At 59.1% G+C, this 19540-nt stretch carries 16 protein-coding genes; 8 read left to right on the top strand and 8 right to left on the bottom strand.

Going from position 1 to position 19540, the window contains the following annotated elements:
• Window positions 1-105: 105 nt before the first annotated feature.
• Window positions 106-1188 (bottom strand): TRAP transporter substrate-binding protein, encoded by a 1083-nt coding sequence (locus tag AC2FNB_RS08105; protein WP_480749707.1) that lies wholly within the window; start codon window positions 1186-1188, stop codon window positions 106-108.
• Window positions 1189-1438: 250 nt separating this feature from the next.
• Between AC2FNB_RS08105 and AC2FNB_RS08100 the strand changes: the two genes are divergently transcribed.
• On the top strand, window positions 1439-2872 hold the full coding sequence (locus tag AC2FNB_RS08100; protein ID WP_496745578.1) for a cache domain-containing protein: 1434 nt from the start codon (window positions 1439-1441) through the stop codon (window positions 2870-2872).
• The gene (locus tag AC2FNB_RS08095; RefSeq protein WP_480749705.1) at window positions 2869-3516 is read left to right on the top strand and encodes a response regulator transcription factor; all 648 of its coding nucleotides are present in this window, start codon (window positions 2869-2871) and stop codon (window positions 3514-3516) included. The genes AC2FNB_RS08100 and AC2FNB_RS08095 overlap by 4 nt, the downstream gene beginning before the upstream one ends.
• A 53-nt stretch (window positions 3517-3569) precedes the next feature.
• Here AC2FNB_RS08095 and AC2FNB_RS08090 read toward each other — a convergent pair whose 3' ends face one another.
• Window positions 3570-4418, bottom strand: coding sequence for a HalD/BesD family halogenase (locus AC2FNB_RS08090; protein ID WP_496745576.1), 849 nt, complete (start codon window positions 4416-4418; stop codon window positions 3570-3572).
• Window positions 4419-4843: 425 nt separating this feature from the next.
• Here AC2FNB_RS08090 and AC2FNB_RS08085 point away from each other — a divergent pair, with 425 nt between their 5' ends.
• The 4 genes from AC2FNB_RS08085 (at window position 4844) to AC2FNB_RS08070 (ending at window position 8775) form a co-directional block, all read left to right on the top strand.
• Window positions 4844-6595 carry an acetolactate synthase 3 large subunit gene (locus tag AC2FNB_RS08085; protein WP_480749703.1) on the top strand — a complete coding sequence of 584 codons (1752 nt, stop codon included), beginning with the start codon at window positions 4844-4846 and terminating at the stop codon, window positions 6593-6595.
• Between the two features lie 65 nt (window positions 6596-6660).
• Window positions 6661-7221, top strand: a complete 561-nt coding sequence (gene ilvN / locus AC2FNB_RS08080) for an acetolactate synthase small subunit (RefSeq protein WP_480749702.1) — start codon at window positions 6661-6663, stop codon at window positions 7219-7221.
• Between the two features lie 178 nt (window positions 7222-7399).
• The gene (locus tag AC2FNB_RS08075) at window positions 7400-8557 is read left to right on the top strand and encodes an aromatic ring-hydroxylating oxygenase subunit alpha (protein WP_496745573.1); all 1158 of its coding nucleotides are present in this window, start codon (window positions 7400-7402) and stop codon (window positions 8555-8557) included.
• Window positions 8554-8775 (top strand): hypothetical protein, encoded by a 222-nt coding sequence (locus tag AC2FNB_RS08070; protein ID WP_480749699.1) that lies wholly within the window; start codon window positions 8554-8556, stop codon window positions 8773-8775. Before AC2FNB_RS08075 ends, AC2FNB_RS08070 begins: the two co-directional genes overlap by 4 nt.
• Before the next feature lie 36 nt (window positions 8776-8811).
• On the opposite strand, the gene AC2FNB_RS08065 is transcribed toward AC2FNB_RS08070, so the two are convergent.
• From AC2FNB_RS08065 to AC2FNB_RS08040, 6 genes are all read right to left on the bottom strand, one after another.
• The gene (locus AC2FNB_RS08065) at window positions 8812-9618 is read right to left on the bottom strand and encodes a DUF2189 domain-containing protein (protein WP_496745571.1); all 807 of its coding nucleotides are present in this window, start codon (window positions 9616-9618) and stop codon (window positions 8812-8814) included.
• 25 nt (window positions 9619-9643) lie between these two features.
• Window positions 9644-11041, bottom strand: a complete 1398-nt coding sequence (locus AC2FNB_RS08060) for an amidase (RefSeq protein WP_496745569.1) — start codon at window positions 11039-11041, stop codon at window positions 9644-9646.
• 84 nt (window positions 11042-11125) lie between these two features.
• On the bottom strand, window positions 11126-12253 hold the full coding sequence (gene prfB, locus AC2FNB_RS08055; RefSeq protein ID WP_480749696.1) for a peptide chain release factor 2: 1128 nt from the start codon (window positions 12251-12253) through the stop codon (window positions 11126-11128).
• 69 nt (window positions 12254-12322) lie between these two features.
• A complete protein-coding gene (locus AC2FNB_RS08050; protein WP_480749695.1) occupies window positions 12323-14812 on the bottom strand; it encodes a penicillin-binding protein 1A in 2490 nt (829 codons plus the stop codon).
• Window positions 14813-14923: 111 nt separating this feature from the next.
• Window positions 14924-16144 (bottom strand): N-acetylmuramoyl-L-alanine amidase, encoded by a 1221-nt coding sequence (locus AC2FNB_RS08045; RefSeq protein WP_496745567.1) that lies wholly within the window; start codon window positions 16142-16144, stop codon window positions 14924-14926.
• A 76-nt stretch (window positions 16145-16220) separates the two neighbouring features.
• Entirely contained in the window at window positions 16221-17366 is a 1146-nt protein-coding gene (locus AC2FNB_RS08040; protein WP_496745565.1) for a pyridoxal phosphate-dependent aminotransferase, read from the bottom strand.
• Between AC2FNB_RS08040 and AC2FNB_RS08035 the strand changes: the two genes are divergently transcribed.
• On the top strand, window positions 17365-18738 hold the full coding sequence (locus AC2FNB_RS08035; protein WP_496745563.1) for a M48 family metalloprotease: 1374 nt from the start codon (window positions 17365-17367) through the stop codon (window positions 18736-18738). The two genes, AC2FNB_RS08040 and AC2FNB_RS08035, sit on opposite strands and share 2 nt — an antisense overlap.
• Window positions 18738-19493 (top strand): DsbA family protein, encoded by a 756-nt coding sequence (locus AC2FNB_RS08030; protein WP_480749691.1) that lies wholly within the window; start codon window positions 18738-18740, stop codon window positions 19491-19493. The genes AC2FNB_RS08035 and AC2FNB_RS08030 overlap by 1 nt, the downstream gene beginning before the upstream one ends.
• The last annotated feature ends 47 nt before the right edge of the window (window positions 19494-19540 follow it).

The following is a 19540-nucleotide window of genomic DNA, read 5'->3' as shown; positions in this document are numbered from 1 at the left end:
TCGTCAGTTCCCAAGCCTGTGCCTGTCTGGCATTCGTTCGTACTTGGAAAACCGAAAATGCTCCCCCGCGCGCGGCGGGGGAACTTTCATTTCGGGAAGATTGGCTTAGCCCAGAACGCGGTCGCGCTGTGCGGTATAGGCCCCTGAAGACAGGTTCAACCAGGCAGAGGACGACTTCATGGATGCCATGGCGCTGTCGTGAATCTTCTTGAACAGCTCATCTCCCATGTTTTCGTTCATGACGTCTTGCGAAGCCTGACCAAAGGCATCCCAGACACTGTCAGGGAATTCCATGATCTTGACGCCACCGGCCTGCAGTCGCTGCAGGGCTGCACCGTTGTTGGCCAGGAATTGCGCCAGATTCCACTGGTGGCACTCGCCCGCCGCGATCTCGATGATCTTCTGATGCGCGGGGCTGAGGCTTTCAAAGACTTCTCGGTTGGTTGCCAGCGACAGACCTGCACCCGGCTCGTGGAAGCCCGCGGTATAGTAAGTCTTGGTGATTTCCTGGAAACCGGCCTTTTCGTCGGCCCATGGCCCGATCCACTCGGTGCCATCGATCGCGCCGGACGACAGCGCCTGATACACTTCGGAACCCGGAATGTTCTGCACCGATGCGCCCAGCTTGCCCAGCGCCTTGCCGCCCAGACCTGGCATGCGGAACTTGAGACCGTTGAAATCTTCGGGACTGTTGATCTCTTTCGAGAACCAGCCGCCCGCCTGAGCGCCGGTGTTGCCCGCCAGGAACGACTTGAGGCCAAAAATCTGGCCGAGTTCGTCATGCAGCTCCATGCCGCCGTCCTGATAGTACCAGTTGACCAGTTCCTGCGCGGTCATGCCGAACGGTACGGCGGTAAAGAACGCGTAGCCCGGATGCTGACCGACGAAGTAGTAGTCGGCACCGTGGTACATGTCAGCCTGGCCTGATGTGACAGCGTCGAAAACCTCGAACGCGCCGACCAGTTCACCGGCGGCCTTCAGATCAACCGTCAGCTGGCCATCGGACATTGCGGTGATATTGTCGGCTGCGCGCTGCGCCGAATCGTGCACGCCCGCCAGGCCCCGGCCCCAGGTGGTGACCAGCGTCAGGGTACGCTTGCCCTGCGCATATGCCGGAGCCGCCAGCGCGGTTGCGGCAGCCGCCGAACCGCCCAAAGCGGTATTTTTCAGAAATGAACGACGATCCATGTGAGTAGTCCTCCCCTATGATAGTCTTGCCCGAAGCAAGGCTTCGGACGGATCGTTTCAGGTGAGGTCAGCCTAGCGATACCGATTCCGATGTGAATACCTAGTACTGCGTAGACCACCCATTTTTTCGGCCATAAACACAGGTTTCCTGCGCCGATACGAAACGGGCCAGCGGTGTTGGCCGGGGCGAGCGGCGAAAAATGCCGCAATCCTTTTGATTTTGCGGCCGCCATTGCGTAACGATTCGCGCATGCGGTCTTTTCGTGAACTGATCAAGCTGAGTTACGCCCAGAAGCTGGCCTTGATCGCTGCTGTCCCATTGGTGGTCGCGGTGGCGGCGATTGCCGTGATGGTGGCGTACGAGGCCCGCGCAACCGCCGAGCGCGAAATCAGGGCGCTGGAAAAGAGGCTGATCGAGACCAAGAAGGACGAACTGCGGAACTACGTGACACAGGCACGCAACGGGTTCGGCTATATCTACGGCCCCGCCTCGCCCGATGATCAGGAGGCCAAAATCCATGTCGCGCAGATCCTGGCGGCGATGATCTATGGCACGGACGGGTTCTTTTTCGTCTACGACTATGACGGCACCAATCTGGTCAGTCCCCGGCAGACCGAATTCATCAACCGCAATTGGGAAGGGCTAACCGACAGCAATGGCATTCCCGTCGTTGATGAATTCATCCGTCTTGCGCGCGAGGGTGCAGGTTGGCACAGTTTCATGTGGGAAAAACCCTCGACCGGCGAAGAGGCGATGATGATCGCCTATGTCGTGGGTCTGCAAGACTGGCAATGGGCCGTCGGCACCGGCGTTTTCATCGACGACATTCTGGCGACGGTTGCCAACGCCCGTGCCGAGGTCGAGGCAAGGGTCCAGCGCACGTTCTATTATATCGGGGCCATCGTGCTGGCGGCGCTTTTGATCGTGTTCCTGTCGGGCATGTTGCTGAACATCCGCGAGCGGCGGCTGGCGGATGCCAAGCTAAAGGAACTGACGCAGCGGGTTTTCGACGCGCAGGAAGAAGAACGCGGCCGCGTGGCCCGCGAACTGCATGACGGTATCAGCCAGATCCTCGTCGGCGTCCGTTATGCGCTGGACAACACCCGTCGGCGGTTGGGTCGCGGCGATGACGAAGGCGCGCGCGAACCGTTGGAAAAAGGCATCGAAAATCTGGGGGCTGCTATCACCGAAGTGCGCCGGATCAGCCGCGACCTTCGCCCGGGCGTTCTGGATGATCTGGGCCTTGGTCCAGCCCTCAAGGCGCTGACTGACGACTTTCGCGAGCGCACCGGCATCGAGACCGATTTCACCACCGTTGTATTTCGCAACAGGTTAGATCAGGACAGCAAGATCGCGCTTTACCGTATCGCGCAGGAAGCCTTGACGAATATCGAACGCCATTCCGGTGCCTCGCATGTCTCGATCGACCTGCGCGGGCACAAAAAGGGGGCGACGATGCGTATCGCCGACAACGGGCGCGGGTTGCGGTCGCAGCCAGGGGAAATCGCCCGTGGCATCGGCCTGCGGAACATGCAGGAACGGATCGAACAGCTTGACGGCACTTTGCGCATCCTGTCATCACGCGGGGCACAAAGCGGCACGGTTATCGAAGTCAGCCTGCCGCTCAGCCACCTGTTGCCTCCCGGCGAGGAAGCATTGCCGAAAAGAAAGGCCGGAACATGAACGTTGAGCCTGTCCGTGTCCTGATTGTGGATGACCACCCCATGGTTGCCGAGGGCATCCAGTCGATTCTCGAAAGCTACGACGATATCCTGGTAGTCGGAACGCTCGGAAACGGCCAGGAGGCAGTAGAGAACGCCGTAACGCTGGCACCGGACGTGGTGCTGATGGACCTCAACATGCCCGGCCTGGGCGGATTGACTGCCACCGAGATGATCCTGGAGCGCCTGCCCGAAACACGCGTCCTGATCCTGTCGATGCATGACAGCCCCGAATATATCTCAACAGCGCTCAGTCATGGCGCTTTGGGTTATGTGCTGAAGGACGTGCCGACCGACGAGATCAAACAGGCGATCGACGCCGTGATGCGCGGCGAACGGTATCTGTGCACCGGCGCAATCGGATCGTTGGAGCCAAAAGAGAATGAGGCGCGAGAGGCGCTGACCGGGCGCGAACAGACGATCCTGCTGCAATTGGCACAGGGCAAGTCGAACAAGGAAGTCGCCATCGTACTCGACATCTCGGTGCGCACCGTCGAGACGCACCGCAAGAACATCAAGCGCAAGCTTGGCATTTCCTCGACCGCAGGCCTGACGCGGTACGCGATGGAACACGGCATGTTGCAAGGCACCGGCGTCGGGTTTTGACAACCTCGAACACGGACCGAGACCATCATATCGAGCCACCGCCCAATGGGATGCTAGTCCAACAGCTTGTCCAGACGACGCCCTTCGCGTTCAAAATGATGCGGAAGAACCCGACCATAAAGCTGCCTAGTTCGTTCGACGCCGCCGCACATGCCCTCGGTTTCGACAAACGAGAAGATGCCGACATAGCGTTTTCTGTCACCCTTGACCGGCGCCACCCGATGCAGCGAATACCGCCCCTTGAAGATCTGCAGATCACCGGGGCGAAGTTCCAGCCTGCGTACCTGTGTCATGTTTCCGTCCAGAACACTGGCCACACCGTCGAAATTCTCGTCGTCCGAGCTGCGCAGGTTTGGTGCGTACTCGAACTCGCCGCCGGTCTCACCGTTCTGGATTGCCAACGTCACCGTGTAGTTGTTGGTATCGAAATGCCAGGGGAACCCCTGCCCCTCCTCGACAACGTTGATGATCACATCCGCCAGAGGATCGTCATAACGGAAAAACCGATCTTGGCTTTCATTCAACGCATCGCGAATGAACGGCATGAAGCCCGGAAATTCGTAGATTTGCCGCAAGGGTCCTGTCGCAGGGAAATTGTCTGCCGGAACAAAGGCGTTCGACCGGTCATAGAAACGCCTTACCGGATGACCGGGGCTTAGTGCCGGGTCGTCCTTGCTGAAATAGGCATTGGTGCGATTGAAAGAGCGATACGCCATCGGTGCCACTGCATCGGCTTCCTGAACAAGGGTTTCAACGCCTTGTTCATGAACAAAGCCGGGCAAAACGGCACAACCATCCTCACCGATCTCGCGGCGAAGATCCTTGATCATACGGGCGTAGGCGGGCGAGTCTCGCCTGTCGATCGGATAGCGGCCCAAATCAACCAAATCGTAAAGCTTCATGTGAACGGTCCTTGCACTTGTGTCCTTCTTCCACGCTGTCCCTGCAGCGTGGCAGCGGTACCGGAACCGTTCAGGTCTGTTTCGGACATTGGCTTGACGGTTTTGGACCTCATTTCGCGGCGCAGCTCAATTTTCTGTCAGAGCTGTTGGCGGATGTTCCCCGCATGCGGCAATCTGCGCAACAAAATGTCGCGAAAACAGCGCCCAGCATCCGGTTTTCGCCAGATTGACTGTTGACGCCCTTTGCCCCCGACCATAATGTCCCCGCCAGCAAGAAGGAGCCGGTGGCGATGACCACACTAGTCGTAATCGTAGGAACCAAGCGCATGGGCCGGTAACGGAAAACCATAATCGAACCCATGCGCCTCCGAAAGTTCGGGGGCTTTTTTTATGCCAAACCGCATGTCGCCAATGGAGCAAAGCAGATGACACGTGAGATGACCGGAGCAAAAATGGTGGTTCAGGCCCTGAAGGATCAGGGTGTGGACACGGTATTTGGGTATCCCGGTGGCGCCGTCCTGCCGATCTATGACGAGATTTTCCTGCAAAACGACATCCGCCACATTCTGGTGCGACACGAACAGGGCGCGGTGCACGCCGCCGAAGGGTATGCCCGATCGACCGGCAAGCCGGGTGTCGCGCTTGTAACCTCTGGCCCCGGTGCGACAAATGCGGTGACCGGCCTGACCGATGCGTTGATGGATTCAATTCCGATCATCGTTCTGACCGGCCAGGTGCCGACCTTCATGATCGGATCGGACGCGTTTCAGGAGGCCGATACCGTCGGCATCACCCGACCCTGCACCAAGCACAACTGGCTGGTGAAGGATACCGACAGACTGGCAGCGACCCTTCATGAGGCGTTCCACGTCGCAACTGCCGGTCGCCCCGGACCGGTTCTGGTCGATATCCCCAAGGACGTCCAGTTCGCCAGCGGAGAATACCAGCCGCCTAAACCTTCGACCTCACACTATCAGCCTGTTCTCAAGGGCGATCTTGAAGAGATCACCGAACTGGTCGCCGCGATGGAAACGGCGAAGAAGCCGGTATTCTATACCGGCGGAGGCGTGATCAACTCCGGCAAGGCGGCCAGCCAGCTTTTGCGCGAATTGGTAGATGCGACCGGATTCCCGATCACCTCGACCCTGATGGGGCTGGGCGCCTATCCGGCGTCGGGCGATAACTGGCTGGGTATGCTGGGTATGCATGGACTTTATGAGGCCAACATGGCCATGCACGACTGTGATCTGATGATCAATATCGGCGCCCGTTTCGACGACCGGATTACCGGACGCATCGATGCCTTCAGCCCGCATTCGAAAAAGGCCCATGTCGACATCGACCCCTCCTCGATCAACAAGGTGATCCGCGTCGACATCCCGATTGTCGGCGACGTGGCTCATGTTCTGGAGGACATCCTGAAAGTGTGGAAATCCCGCGGCCGCAAGACAGACGCCGCCGCTGTCAAACAGTGGCAGGCGCAGATTGCCGAGTGGCGGAAGGTCAATTGCCTTGCCTACACCAACAGCGAAAAAACGATCAAACCGCAATATGCGCTTCAACGTCTTGAGGAACTGACCAAGGGGCGCGATCGTTATGTCTGTACCGAGGTCGGTCAGCACCAGATGTGGGCGGCCCAGTTCATGGGCTTTGAGGATCCTAACCGTTGGATGACGTCGGGTGGCCTGGGCACAATGGGCTATGGCTTCCCCGCCTCGATCGGGGTGCAGATGGCGCACCCAGAAGCGTTGGTGATCAACGTTGCGGGAGAAGCTTCGTGGTTAATGAACATGCAGGAGATGGGCACCGCCGCGCAGTACCGCCTGCCGGTGAAACAGTTCATCCTCAACAACGAGCGCCTGGGGATGGTGCGCCAGTGGCAGGAACTGCTGCATGGTGAGCGCTATTCTCACAGCTGGTCCGAATCCCTGCCCGATTTCGTCAAGCTGGCCGAGGCCTTTGGCGCCAAGGGTATCTGCATCAGCGATCCGGCGGATCTGGACGATGCGATCATGGAAATGATCAACTATGACGGCCCGGTTATCTTTGACTGTCTGGTGGAAAAGCACGAGAACTGCTTCCCAATGATCCCGTCGGGCAAGGCGCATAACGAGATGCTGCTGGGCGAGGCCGAGACGCAGGGTGTGATCCAGGCCGGCGGTGCGGTGCTGGTGTAACCGAATTCGGCGAATTTCCCGACCCATATGGGACGGGCATGAATTGAGTGAAGAAAGGGACGTAAATGTCTGCCCTACATATCAAACAAGGTTCCACCCGCCATTCCGCCTATAACCTGCGGCCGACTTTTTCGGACGTTCAGGAAAAGCACACGATCGCGGTTCTGGTGGAGAACGAACCCGGCGTTCTGGCCCGTGTCATCGGGTTGTTCTCTGGCCGCGGCTATAACATCGAAAGCCTGACGGTGGCCGAGGTGGATCACACCGGCCACCTGTCACGCATCACCATCGTCACCACCGGCACGCCGCAGGTGATCGAACAGATCAAGGCGCAATTGGGGCGCATCGTCTCGGTCCGGGACGTGCATGACCTGACCGTCGAAGGCGCGTCCGTCGAACGGGAACTGGCGATGCTCAAGGTGGTGGGCGAAGGCGACAAGCGGGTCGAGGCGCTGCGGCTGGCGGATATCTTTCGCGCCAACGTGGTCGACAGCACGCTGAACTCGTTTATCTTCGAGATCACCGGCGCGCCGGACAAGATCGACGCCTTTGCCGATCTGATGCGACCGCTTGGGTTGGCCGAGATCGCAAGGACCGGTGTCGCGGCCTTGCTGCGCGGCGACTGAAGCCACCCTGCGCGCGGCCAAGTTCAGCGGGCGCGCTCTGACTTCATGCGTCGGGTCACGCGTTGTGATCCGACCGGCTCTGAACCGGTCATGTCGCTTCGGGAAATATAGAAGTCGCGAAGCTTCAAGCAGCAGACGTTTTTGTGTGGCCTCTTCCTGCAAGCTCAGGAGAACGCGCATGACCACATCAATGACCACTCTGGCCGATGTCCGGCAACCCATTGAGCAGGCTCGCGGCCTGCCCAATGAGCATTACACCGACCCTGCGGTACATGCCGAAGAAAGCCGCGCGTTGTTCCTGGACGGTTGGGCAGGTCTTGCAGTGACTGCGGACGTGCCGGAACCCGGTGACGCGGTTCCTATGGAGTTTCTGGGCATTCCCCTGCTGCTGTTGCGCGATCGCGAAGGTCAGGTGCGGGTGTTTCAGAACATCTGCCGCCACCGGGGCATGATCCTGGTCGAAGAGCCGCGCAAGATCGAAGGCGCCATCCGCTGCCCCTATCACAGCTGGTGCTATTCCACCCAGGGCAAGCTTGTTTCAACCCCTCATGTCGGCGGGCCGGGGCAGAACACTCACAAGGATATCGACAAGAACGATCTGGGCCTGATCGAGGTGCGCAGCCACATCTGGAACGAGGTCGTATTCATCAACGTATCCGGCAACGCCGCACCGTTTTCAGAATATTTCGCGGATTTGCTGGAACGCTGGAAGGAATTCGATGTGCCGGTCTATCACGGCGGACCGGAAAGCACGATGCAGCTGGACCTGAAGACCAACTGGAAACTCGTGGTCGAGAATTATTGCGAGAGCTACCACTTGCCCTGGGTGCACCCCGGACTGAATTCCTATTCCCGGCTGGAGGACCATTATCATATTCAGGAGCAAGGCAAATTTTCTGGTCAGGGAACTCTTGTCTATCGCCAGATCACCGACGAGGATGGCAGTACATTCCCTGATTTCCCCGGCCTGTCTGACAAATGGGACACGGCAGGTGAGTATCTGACATTTCTGCCCAATGTCATGGTCGGCGTTCAGCGCGATCATATGTTCGCGATCATCCTAAACCCCTTGTCCGTCAACCGGACACTGGAGACGGTCCACCTGTTCTATGCCACCCCGGACACCTCGAAGTCGTTGAGGAAAAAGAACGCCGAGCAATGGCGCGTTGTATTTGTCGAAGACATCATGGCGGTCGAAAGCATGCAAAAGGGCCGCAGCGCTCCGGGCTTTGACGGTGGCCGGTTCTCGCCTGCAATGGATGGCCCGACGCATCTGTTCCATGACTGGGTGGCTGGTCGGTTGCAGGCCCACCGCACCAGCCAGGCGGCAGAATGAACCGCTTGGATGCACGGCTTCTTGCCGCCCATGAGGCCGGCGACCGCCAGGCGCTGGTTGATCTGTACGAAGAGGCCGCCGACTCTGCGACGGATGAAACCGCCTGTGGGTTCTTCCTGACCCATGCCTATGTGTTCGCGCTGGAGGCCGGACTGACCAAAGCCGCTAGCCTGCGCACGCGTCTGGTTGCGATGGGGCGGGAAACTCCGCCGGAATGACCCGGTGCTCACGCCCAACGCATTTGCCCAGTTGTGTCAGGCGGTTTCCGCCACACCGCCCTGGTCGGACGCCGCTTCATCGGCTGTGGCGATCTGGCGATAGAGATGCCAACTGGCGTGTCCCAACCAGGGCAACACGACAAGCAGGCCCAAAAACCAGGGCAGCAACGCCAGAAAGGTCACCCCTGCAACGAACACAGCCCAGCCGAGCATCACAACCGCGTTGTTCTTGACGTAAGAAAAGCTGGCGATCATGGCGGTCACGAAATCCAACTCCCGATCCAGAAGCATCGGGATCGACAGGACGGAAATCATGTAGAGCAAAAGGGCGAACACCGCCCCTACAGCCGTTCCGACTGCAAGCATCGTCAACCCGTTCAGGGTCAGGAACACTTCGAATGAGGACGAGACATTCGTCATGGTCGACAGCCCCAGAAACAGCGCAAAGATCATGTGACCAAGGAAGAACCAGAACAGGAACACGACAACGATGATCGCGCATATCGACGGCAGTTGCCGACGACTTTGCTGAACCACAATGCCGAAAATCGCCCCGTAATCCAGCGGTTCTTTCTGATCGAGACGATGCGAAACCTCGTAAAGCCCCACCGCTGCAAACGGGCCGATCAGCGGGAAGCCGATCGCCGCAAGTACCAACCAGAACGTGGTTCCAGTCTGGATCGTAATCCACGCCATTGCCCAACCCGCCAGTACGTAGAAGCCCGCAAACAACAGGCCAAAGACTGGCGCGCGCAGGAAATCGCGCCAACCCCGGCGAAGCGCCACGCGCAGCGTGCCAATATCGGCTGTTTTCATACGCGGTACGCCAAACGGTTTCTGCATGAACTCCTCCCTGCGATTTCAAGACTTACATTGCCGGTCGTTTTTGCGGCCATTTGGTTTTTGCGTGATAGGCCGCGCCCAAACCCAACAGCCTTGCATCGCTGCCGCGCGGGCCGAAGATCTGAATACCCATCGGCAGGCCCGAATCTCCGAACCCTGCCGGAACGGCCAGACTGGGCAGGCCCAAAAGGCTGACCGGAGTAACGACCTGCATCCAGCGGTGGTATGTGTCCATAGCGCGGCCCGCAATCTCACCGGGATACGGTAGGTTGACATTGAACGGCCAGACCTGTGCGGAGGGCAACACCAGCGCGTCATATTCCTCGAACAGTGCGGCTGCGCGCCGGAACCACGCCGACCGGATGGTGCTGGCACGATGCACCTCCATCGCGGTCATCGCCAGTCCGCGATCCATTTCCCAGCGGGCGCTGTCTTTGAGCATTGCCTTTTTTTCATCCAGCGGGGCGAGACCTGCCGCGACGCTCCACGAGCGCAAGGTGATCCAGCTGTCCCAGATCTGTTCGGCGTCGAATGGCGGGGACACCGGCTCGACCGAGCGCCCGATAGCCCGGAACACTTCCAGTGCGCTTTCGCAAAGCGCCATGATGCCGTCATCCATCGGGAAGGCCCCGTCCCAGTCGCCCAGCCACCCGATTCGCAGACCATCCGCTTCACCTGGTCTGACCGGTGACACCGGAGCGCTGGCAAAGGGGTGTGGCTGACGCGGGTCGGGGCCAGAGATCACGTCGAGCAGTAACCCGATATCCTCGGGGCTGCGCGCCATTGGCCCCAGCGTGGAAAGCTGATGCAGGAACGTGTCTCCAATTGGCTCAGACGGCACCCGCCCCCAACTGGGGCGGAACCCGTAAACGTTGCTCCACGCAGCCGGGTTGCGCAAGCTGCCCATCATATCCGAACCGTCGGCAAGGGCTACAATCCCTGTTGACAATGCAACAGCCGCACCACCGGAAGAGCCGCCGCAGGACAAGTCCGGATTATAGGGATTGCGGGTCGCGCCATAGACCGGGTTGAAGGTATGAGACCCCAAACCAAATTCAGGCACATTGGTTTTCCCGATCAAGATCGCCCCCGCCGCTCGCATCCGCGCGGCAATCAGGTCATCTGATTTCGGGATATGGTCCTTGAAGATCGGAGATCCTTGCGTCGACGCCACACCGGCCACATTTACCAGATCCTTTACCGCAATCGGCAGCCCGTGCAGCGCGCCGCGGCGTGGACCCGCATCCAGCGCCTCGGCCTCGGCCATCAACTCGTCCTTGTCGCGCAGCGCGACAATTGCGTTGACCTTGTCGTTGACGGTTTCGATCCGGTCGAGTGTTGCACGCATCAGTTCCGCCGCCGAAAGGTGGCCTTCGGAAATGGCGGAAAGCAGCTCGGTCGCGGAAGATCGGATCAGGTCCATAGGCGCTCACATCTGATGGTTGAGCCTACCCTAGACGCGGTCCGATTTCTTTTAAACCCACTGTTTGAATGTATCTTTTGGGGATCAGTCTTTCGTCCGTGCGTCCGACCGGCTTTTGCCTGATACATTCAACGCCAGTGTTGCCGCCATGAATCCATCAAGATCCCCATCGAGCACACCCTTGGTGTCCGAAGTCTCGTGATTTGTGCGCAGATCCTTGACCATCTGATAGGGTTGCAAAACGTAGGACCGGATCTGGTTGCCCCAGCCTGCGTCACCCTTGGCCTCATGCGCTGCGTTGATCTCGGCGTTGCGGCGGTCAAGCTCCTGCTGGTACAGGCGCGATTTCAGAGCCTTCATGGCGATATCCCGGTTCTGGTGCTGGGACTTCTCCGAACTGGTCACGACGATCCCCGTCGGAATGTGAGTGATCCGAACCGCCGAGTCGGTGGTATTGACGTGCTGGCCACCTGCCCCGGACGACCGGTAGGTGTCGACGCGAATATCCGACGGGTTGACCTCGATCTCGATATTGTCGTCGACCACCGGATAAACCCAGACCGAACTGAACGAAGTATGCCGCTTGGCAGCCGCATCGAAGGGCGAAATTCGAACCAGACGATGCACACCGCTTTCCGATTTCAGCCAGCCATAGGCGTTATGGCCGGAAATCTTGTAGGCAACGGATTTGATCCCGGCCTCTTCGCCGGGTGTTTCCGACTGCAGCTCGACGTCGTACCCCTTTTTTTCGGCCCAGCGGACATACATCCGTGCCAGCATCGACGCCCAGTCGCAGCTTTCGGTGCCGCCTGCGCCGGCGTTGATTTCAAGGAACGTGTCGTTGCCGTCGGCCTCGCCGTTCAACAGTGCTTCGAGTTCTTTTTTCGCTGCCTTCCCCTTGAGCGACTTCAGCGCGTTTTCGGCATCGGTGACAACTTCCTGATCCTCTTCCATCTCGCCCAACTCGATCAGTTCGACATTGTCGTTGAGGTCCGTCTTGATCGACTCATAGGTTTCGATGGCATCTACCAGAACCTGCCGGTCACGCATCAGTTTTTGCGCGTTCTCGGGGTTGTCCCACAGGTTGGGGTCTTCAACACGGGCGTTGAACTCTTCCAGCCGATACGGCGCGGTTTCATAGTCCATTCGCTGAGCCAGAAGCTCGAGCGACTTTTGGATATCCGCCACGATGTTTTGTATTTCGGCGCGCATGATGAGTCCTGCAAAATTCGGGTCAACTGAGGGGTTCTGATAGACCAGCCCCAAACTCTGGGCAAGCGGTCAGTAAAGGCCGCCGGAACTGACCGTGCCGAAATTCGCCTTGGGTCCGACCGTGGTGGTCTGACCGGTCGAGGTTCGCACCTGTTGACCGGCCTGCTGGACCTCTTCAAACAGCGGCAGGTCGGAACCCATCGCGAAACCGCCGTCAAAGGTCAGGCCAAAGATCGGGTCGACACCGTCCCGGAAATACTCGGCCACGACATATTGCCCGGTTGCATCATCCGGCAGGCGCGCACCGGTGAAACGGTCGATCTTGATGAAATGCCCGCCGGGCGGTACATCGAACGGTCCGCCACCGAACTTTGCCACGGCCTTTTCCATAAAGCTCTGGAAGACGGGGCCACACATCGACGATCCGTAAGCCGCACGGCCCATCGGGCGCGGCTGGTCATAACCGATATAACAGCCCGCGACGATGTTTGAGGTGAAGCCAATGAACCACACGTCCTTGGCATCGTTGGTCGTTCCGGTTTTGCCAGCGGTGGGAACCGGCAGGTTCACCGCCCCCGCAGCAGTCCCGCGTTCGACAACACCCCGCATCATCGAGGTCAACTGATAGGCGGTGATCGGGTCCATCACGCGTTCGCGGTTGGTCACGATCCGGGGCGATGCATCGCGGGCGATCCGGTCTGAATTGCAATCCACACAATCCCGCTTGTCATGGCGATAGATCGTCTTGCCGAACCGGTCCTGAATGCGGTCGACCAGTGTTGGCTGTACCCGCTCGCCGCCATTGGCAAACATCGCATAGGCCGACACCATCTGGTAAAGCGTGGTTTCCTGGGACCCCAGCGAATTGGCCAGGTAAGGCCCCATGTGATCGTACACGCCGAACCGTTCGGCATAGCCTGCCACCACCGGCATCGACACTTCCTGCGCCAGTCGGATGGTCATCAGGTTACGTGACTGTTCGATCCCCGTCCGCAAAGGCGTTGGCCCATAAAATTTGTTCGACGAATTCTTGGGGCGCCACAAACCTTGAGGCGTGTTCACTTCGATGGGCGCATCCACGACGATGGTCGCGGGGCTGTATCCACTGTCCAGCGCCGCCGCATAGACGAAGGGCTTGAAGCTCGACCCCGGCTGTCGCAATGCCTGCGTGGCACGGTTGAACACCGAATCCTGATAGCTGAACCCACCCTGCATCGCCAGAACACGGCCCGAGTTCACGTCCATCGCCACAAAGCCGCCCTGCACTTCGGGGACCTGGCGCACCGACCATTGGCTGTCTTCACCTCGAAGAACCAGAATCACATCGCCGCGCTTGAAATTCTTGGCGAAATCCCCTTGCATCCATTTGATATCCGAACGTGGAACAGTACCGTCCGCGGGTCCGCCCTCAATTCCGACGGTCAGTTTCTCGGACGAGACCTCCAGCACGACAGCGGGAAACCACTGCGTCGGCAGGATCACATCGCGTGGCACCTCGGTCAGAGCTAGCGCGGCACGCCAGCTTTCCTCGCTGGTCATCTGTTCTTCGGTCAGGGTTACGTCAGTTCCGCGCCAGCGACCGCGCGAGCGGTCATATTTTTCCAACGCCTCGCGCAGGGCGCGCGCGGCTTCGACCTGCATTTCCTCATCGATCGAGGCGCGCACGCTGAAACCGCCGGTAAAAAACTCACCCTCACCAAAATTCTCGCTCAATTGGCGGCGAATCTCGTCGGTGAAATAGTCGCGCGGCGGCAAAGCGGTGCGGAAACTGTCAAAATCGCCATTCTGCACCGAACGCAGGGGCTGTTCGACTTCGGTCTCGTAAGTTGCCTTGTCGATGAAACCATTCTCCTGCATTTCTCGCAGCACATAGTTGCGCCGGGCCAGCAATCGCTCCTTTTGGCGTACGGGGTGGTAGTCCGAAGGCGCTTTGGGCATCGATGCCAGCGTTGCGGCCTCATGCGGTGTCAGTTCCTGCAGCGTCTTGTTGAAATAAGTCTGAGCTGCGGCCGTGACACCATAGGAGTTTTGGCCGAGGAAAATCTCGTTCAGATACAATTCTAGTATCTGCTCTTTGTTCAGTGTCTCTTCGAGGCGGGTGGCAAGGATGATTTCCTTGATCTTACGTTCGGCGCGCCTGTCGCCGGACAACAGAAAGTTCTTCATCACCTGCTGAGTAATGGTCGATGCACCCCGCACGTTTTCGCCCTTGGAACGTACCGCTTCGACGCCCGCAGCAACGATGCCGCGAATGTCATAACCCTGATGTGCATAGAAATTCTTGTCTTCAGCCGAAATGAATGCCTGCTTGACGAGTTCAGGGATCTCTTCGGAGGGCGTGAACAGGCGGCGTTCCTGTGCGAATTCGTCGATCAGGTGCCCTTCGCCCGAGTAAATCCGGCTGATCGTCGGTGGTTTGTACTGCGCCAGCGACTCGTGGCTGGGCAGGTCGCGGCCATACATCCAGAACACCCCTCCGATGGTCAGGGCGGCCATGAAGATACCAAGGGTTACGAGGCTGAAAATGGCCCCGAAGAAGGAGAGTACGAACCGGATCACGTTGATGCCTTTATTCCGCGGTGATGCCTATATAGTCACGCGCCGTCGCTGGGTCAAAACACATGGCGCATTTTGGCCGCATTACGCCACGACCCGCGATTTGGCCAGAGGTCAACGGCGTACCAAGGCCCGGTTTGCCGTATCCGTCCGTCGCCAGCTCTCCAATCCGGAAACAATGCCCTTGGCGATCGTTGCACGCCAAGCCGGGTTCGAGATGTTCTTGAGGTCGCGCGGGCTCGACAAGAAGCCCAGTTCGATCAAAACCGACGGAATATCTGCGGCCTTGAGCACCGAAAACGACGCCTCGCGCAGCGGCCTGTTGTTCATTGGTCCGCCCTGTTGCGCCATGCTGTCTGCCAGAACCCGTGCCAAAGTCTCGGTTCGCGGCTGCGTTTCCTGACGGGCCAGCTGCAACAGAACATTGGTCACTTGATCGTCGGTATCGCTCAGATCGATGCCAGACAGAAGGTCGCCCCTGTCATGCCTTTCCGCCAGCTTGGCGCTGGCGACGTCAGAGGCTTCATCCGACAGGGTATAAACCGTCGCTCCATGCGCCCGTCCTTCGGCAAGGGCATCCGCATGCAGTGAAATGAACACATCCGCGCCGAACTGGTGAGCCAGCGTGATCCGCCGCTCAAGCGAAACGAAGTGATCGGTTTCACGCGTCAACATCACCTCGAACCCCTCCATGCGCATCAGCAATTCGCGCAGTTCGCGCGCGAAGGTGAGCATCAGGGTCTTTTCGTTCGTGCGTTCCGTCTCGGCCCCCGGATCGATTCCGCCATGCCCCGGGTCCAGCATCACACGCAGGGGTGCATCCGGTCCGCGTGGCGCGGGTCTGTCCAGGTTTTCTGGCGGTGGGACATCCCAGCGACGATCCTGTGGCGCACCGGTAGATTTGGCAAACTCCGGTTCGGTCGCGGGGAGCAGGGCCAGTTCCAGAACCGCTCCACCGCTCACCGGGTCGACCTGCAATTCGGCCCGATCAACGGTCATGGGAGACGCAAGTTCCACCACCATGCGGGACATGCCCGGCACGTAGGTGCCGAATAACACCGCGCCCACCCGATCGGTGCGTGAAAACCTGTCGCCTTTAAAACCGGTCCAATCAACTTCCTGAAAGTCCAGCACCAGCCGGCGAGGCGCATCAAGCGTGAACAGGCGATAAGGCACGCCCTGGCTCAGCGCCAATTGAAGCGACACGCCCTTGTTGCCCAGGCTGGTTATTTGACTGTCTTCGGGGACGACCCGCGCGAGACCGCCAAATTCCTGTGCCTGCGCACCGGAAACCAGCACCCAGACGAGCGCAAAAAGAGTGGCGATCCTGCTCATTGCCTCAGTGTATCCCCGAGATCGTTCGCGCGGACCCTATATCAAGCCGATCGATTTGTGAACGGCCTTGACCTGTTCAGGTTCGCGACTGCATGAATGTTTTGAGTCGTTCCAGCCCCTCTTCAATATTCGCTGTCGAGCGGGCATAGGAGAACCGCAATGTGGTATGTCCTCGCACCGGATCGAAATCTAGGCCGGGTGTGACGGCGACCCCCGCCTTATCTAATATCTCGGCGGCAAAGGCCCGGCTGTCGTTGGTCAGCTCTGAAACATCCGCATACACGTAAAAAGCCCCATCCGGCGGCGCGATATTGGTGAACCCGGCTTTGGGCAGGCCCTGCAGCATCAAGTCGCGATTTACGCGATAAACACTCAGATTGGCCTGCAATTCGTCGTCGCATTCCATTGCGGCCAGGGCGGCAACCTGACTTGCGTGCGGGGCACAGATGAACAGGTTTTGGGCAATGCGTTCCACAATGCGCACCTGATCCTCGGGCACCACCATCCAGCCGACCCGCCAGCCCGTCATCGAGAAGTATTTCGAGAACGAGTTGATCACATAGCACTCGTCGGTCAGTTCCAGCGCCGTGACCGCCTTCGCTTCATATTCGAGCCCATGATAAATTTCGTCGCTGATGAACGAAGCCTCCTGCCCCCGGGCCGCATCAATCAGGGCGCCCATCGCATTTCGATCCAGCATAGTACCGGTTGGGTTTGCGGGTGATGCCACCATCAGCCCGGCCAGTTCCAGCCCCGCCAGATCAACGGGTACAGGTTGCAGGCGGTTTTCTGCGGCCGTCTGAATATCGACTGGCACCAAACCCAGAGCCTTGAGGATCTGACGGTATGAAGGGTATCCCGGTGCACCGATGCCCACGCGATCCCCGGTATCGAACAACGCCGTAAAAGCCAGCAGGAACCCGCCCGAAGATCCCGGCGTGATAACCACGCGGTCGGGATTCAGATCGACATTGTACCAGTCGCCGTAAAGACGTGAGATGCGCTGGCGCAGGGCGGGTATTCCCAGTGACACGGTATAACCCAATGGCTCATCGTGCATCGAAGCCCCAAGCGCTTCGATGGCGCCTTTCGGCGCGCCGGTCCCGGGTTGGCCGACCTCCATGTGGATGATGCGGCGACCGGCCTCTTCGGCTTTGCGGGCGGCCTCCATCACGTCCATCACGATAAAAGGATCAACCTCGGATCGGCTTGAGTTTCGCATGCCCATCTCCCATGTTGCGAGCATGGCTTTTGACCGCGTATCCCGGCTGGCGTCAATCCCGGCCTTGTTTTTGACGGCTGTCCTTTGGGTTGTGACGGCCGCACCGGTATATGCGGTCGGTCTTTTGCGCGATCCGGATATCGAACATGGCCTGCGCGAACTGGCGTTTCCGATCCTGCGCGCGGCGGGGTTGAACACCAACCGCGTGAGGGTGTTGCTGGTCGACGACGACAGTTTCAACGCTTTCGTCATCGACTACAACACGATCTTTTTGAACTATGGCCTGATTCTGAAAGTTGATACGCCCGAAATGCTTCAGGCCGTTATCGCGCACGAGGCCGCCCACATAACCAATGGTCATCTGGCCCGCCGCACCGCCAATCTGGAAAGCGCGCAACGTGTTGCGACGCTTGGCACCGCACTTGCCTTGATCGCCGCCGCCGCCGGAGCTGGCGAAGCGGCCGGTGGTATTGCCGCTGGCACTTCAGCCTCTGCATTGCGCGGTTTTCTAAGCCATACACGCGCTGAAGAGGCCTCGGCCGACCGTTCCGCGGCCAGCTTTCTGCAATGGTCAGATGTGTCGCCCAAGGGCCTGGTCGATCTGCATCGCGCTTTTGCGGGTCAGGAGTTGCTGTCACCGGCGCTGCAAGACCCCTATATGCGCTCTCACCCGTTGAGCCGAGACAGGCTCCGCGCGGCCGAGGATTTTCTGGCCGCCTACGGCGACAAATCCAGCCCCAATCCAATTGCCGACTATTGGTTTGCCCGGATCAAGGGCAAGGTGTCGGCTTTCACCCGTTCCTCTTCCTGGACCCTGCGCCGCGCGCGTGAAGAACAACACCGTGACATCCGGCTGATGCGCGAGGCCGTGGCCTACCATCTCAACCGCGACCTTCCCAACGCGATTGCGGCCATCGACGGCGCTTTGACAATACGGCCGGACGATCCGTTCTATCATGAGCTCAAGGGGCAGATCCTGCTGGAGAACCGCGAGCTGCAACACGCCGTGGCAGAATACGGGAAAGCGGTCGATTTTGCCCCCAATGATGCGCTGATCCTGGCGGGATACGGGCGTGCCCTTTTGGGCGCGGGTCAGACCAAATCTGCATTGGAGACACTGGAAAAGGCCCGAGCACGGGACTACCGTAATATCCGAATGATGCACGATTTGGCGATGGCTTATGCCAAAGCGGGCGAAAACGGCATGGCCTCTATGGTCACTGCGGAACGCTTTGCTCTGCAAGGCCGATTGGAAGACGCAGGAATTCATGCCAAACGTGCTGTCGGACAGTTGCCCGAAGGCTCGCCGGGCTGGCAGCGCGCACAAGACGTACTAATTGCATCGGAACGAGCACGGAAAAGGAAAAGATAATGCTCCGATTTGCCGCCCCGGCCCTTTTGGGCCTGACACTGATTTCCGGTCCTGCGCAGGCTACGGACCTGAGCGACATGACCGACGACGAAAAGGCCGCCTTTGGTGCCCAGGTACGCGAGTATCTGCTGGATAATCCCGAGGTAATTCTCGAGGCGATCAACATCCTTGAGGAAAGGCAGGCCGTTGCCGAAGCGCAAGCCGATCTTGAACTGGTTGCCACCAATGCCGATGCGCTGTTCGACGACGGTTACAGCTGGGTCGGTGGTAACCCCGAAGGCGACATCACCCTCGTCGAGTTCATGGATTACCGTTGCGGCTATTGCCGCAAAGCCGTTCCCGAGGTCGCCAAACTTCTGAAACAAGACGGCAACATCCGTTTGATCATCAAAGAGTTCCCAATTCTGGGAGAGGCATCTGTATTGTCTTCGCGCTTTGCGGTCGCTACCAAACAGACCGCTGGGAACGAAGCATACAAACAGGTCCATGACGCCCTGATTGAGTTCGGCGGAGATGTGACCGAAGTCACATTGCGTCGCATCTCGGACGGGCTTGGCCTGGAAACCGAAACCATCATCGCACATATGGACAGCGACGATGTGACCCGCGAAATTGCGCAGACCCGCGCATTGGCGCAGCGGCTGAAAATTTCCGGCACGCCGACCTTTGTTCTGGAATCCGAAATGCTGCGCGGCTATGTGCCCGCCGAGCAAATGGAACTGATCGTCGAAGACATCCGCGGTCAAAGAAGCTGAGCTTGACGCGCAGCTTCGACAAAAGCCTCCAATGCGCTGCGTTGGGG

It is taken from the genome of Ruegeria sp. BHSB058 (assembly GCF_059613285.1).
Note: the sequence above shows the minus strand (reverse complement) of the source record. Positions and strands in the feature narration are given on the sequence as shown.

Excerpts from the sequence above, each read along its gene's own strand:
- AC2FNB_RS08045 (WP_496745567.1), bottom strand. The coding sequence starts at position 16,144 with ATGAGCAGGATCGCCACTCTTTTTGCGCTCGTCTGGGTGCTGGTTTCC.
- AC2FNB_RS08030 (WP_480749691.1), top strand. The coding sequence starts at position 18,738 with ATGCTCCGATTTGCCGCCCCGGCCCTTTTGGGCCTGACACTGATTTCC.
- AC2FNB_RS08040 (WP_496745565.1), bottom strand. The coding sequence starts at position 17,366 with ATGCGAAACTCAAGCCGATCCGAGGTTGATCCTTTTATCGTGATGGAC.
- AC2FNB_RS08035 (WP_496745563.1), top strand. The coding sequence starts at position 17,365 with ATGCCCATCTCCCATGTTGCGAGCATGGCTTTTGACCGCGTATCCCGG.
- AC2FNB_RS08105 (WP_480749707.1), bottom strand. The coding sequence starts at position 1,188 with ATGGATCGTCGTTCATTTCTGAAAAATACCGCTTTGGGCGGTTCGGCG.
- AC2FNB_RS08100 (WP_496745578.1), top strand. The coding sequence starts at position 1,439 with ATGCGGTCTTTTCGTGAACTGATCAAGCTGAGTTACGCCCAGAAGCTG.
- AC2FNB_RS08075 (WP_496745573.1), top strand. The coding sequence starts at position 7,400 with ATGACCACATCAATGACCACTCTGGCCGATGTCCGGCAACCCATTGAG.
- AC2FNB_RS08090 (WP_496745576.1), bottom strand. The coding sequence starts at position 4,418 with ATGAAGCTTTACGATTTGGTTGATTTGGGCCGCTATCCGATCGACAGG.
- ilvN (WP_480749702.1), top strand. The coding sequence starts at position 6,661 with ATGTCTGCCCTACATATCAAACAAGGTTCCACCCGCCATTCCGCCTAT.
- AC2FNB_RS08065 (WP_496745571.1), bottom strand. The coding sequence starts at position 9,618 with ATGCAGAAACCGTTTGGCGTACCGCGTATGAAAACAGCCGATATTGGC.
- AC2FNB_RS08095 (WP_480749705.1), top strand. The coding sequence starts at position 2,869 with ATGAACGTTGAGCCTGTCCGTGTCCTGATTGTGGATGACCACCCCATG.
- AC2FNB_RS08085 (WP_480749703.1), top strand. The coding sequence starts at position 4,844 with ATGACACGTGAGATGACCGGAGCAAAAATGGTGGTTCAGGCCCTGAAG.
- prfB (WP_480749696.1), bottom strand. The coding sequence starts at position 12,253 with ATGCGCGCCGAAATACAAAACATCGTGGCGGATATCCAAAAGTCGCTC.
- AC2FNB_RS08070 (WP_480749699.1), top strand. The coding sequence starts at position 8,554 with ATGAACCGCTTGGATGCACGGCTTCTTGCCGCCCATGAGGCCGGCGAC.
- AC2FNB_RS08060 (WP_496745569.1), bottom strand. The coding sequence starts at position 11,041 with ATGGACCTGATCCGATCTTCCGCGACCGAGCTGCTTTCCGCCATTTCC.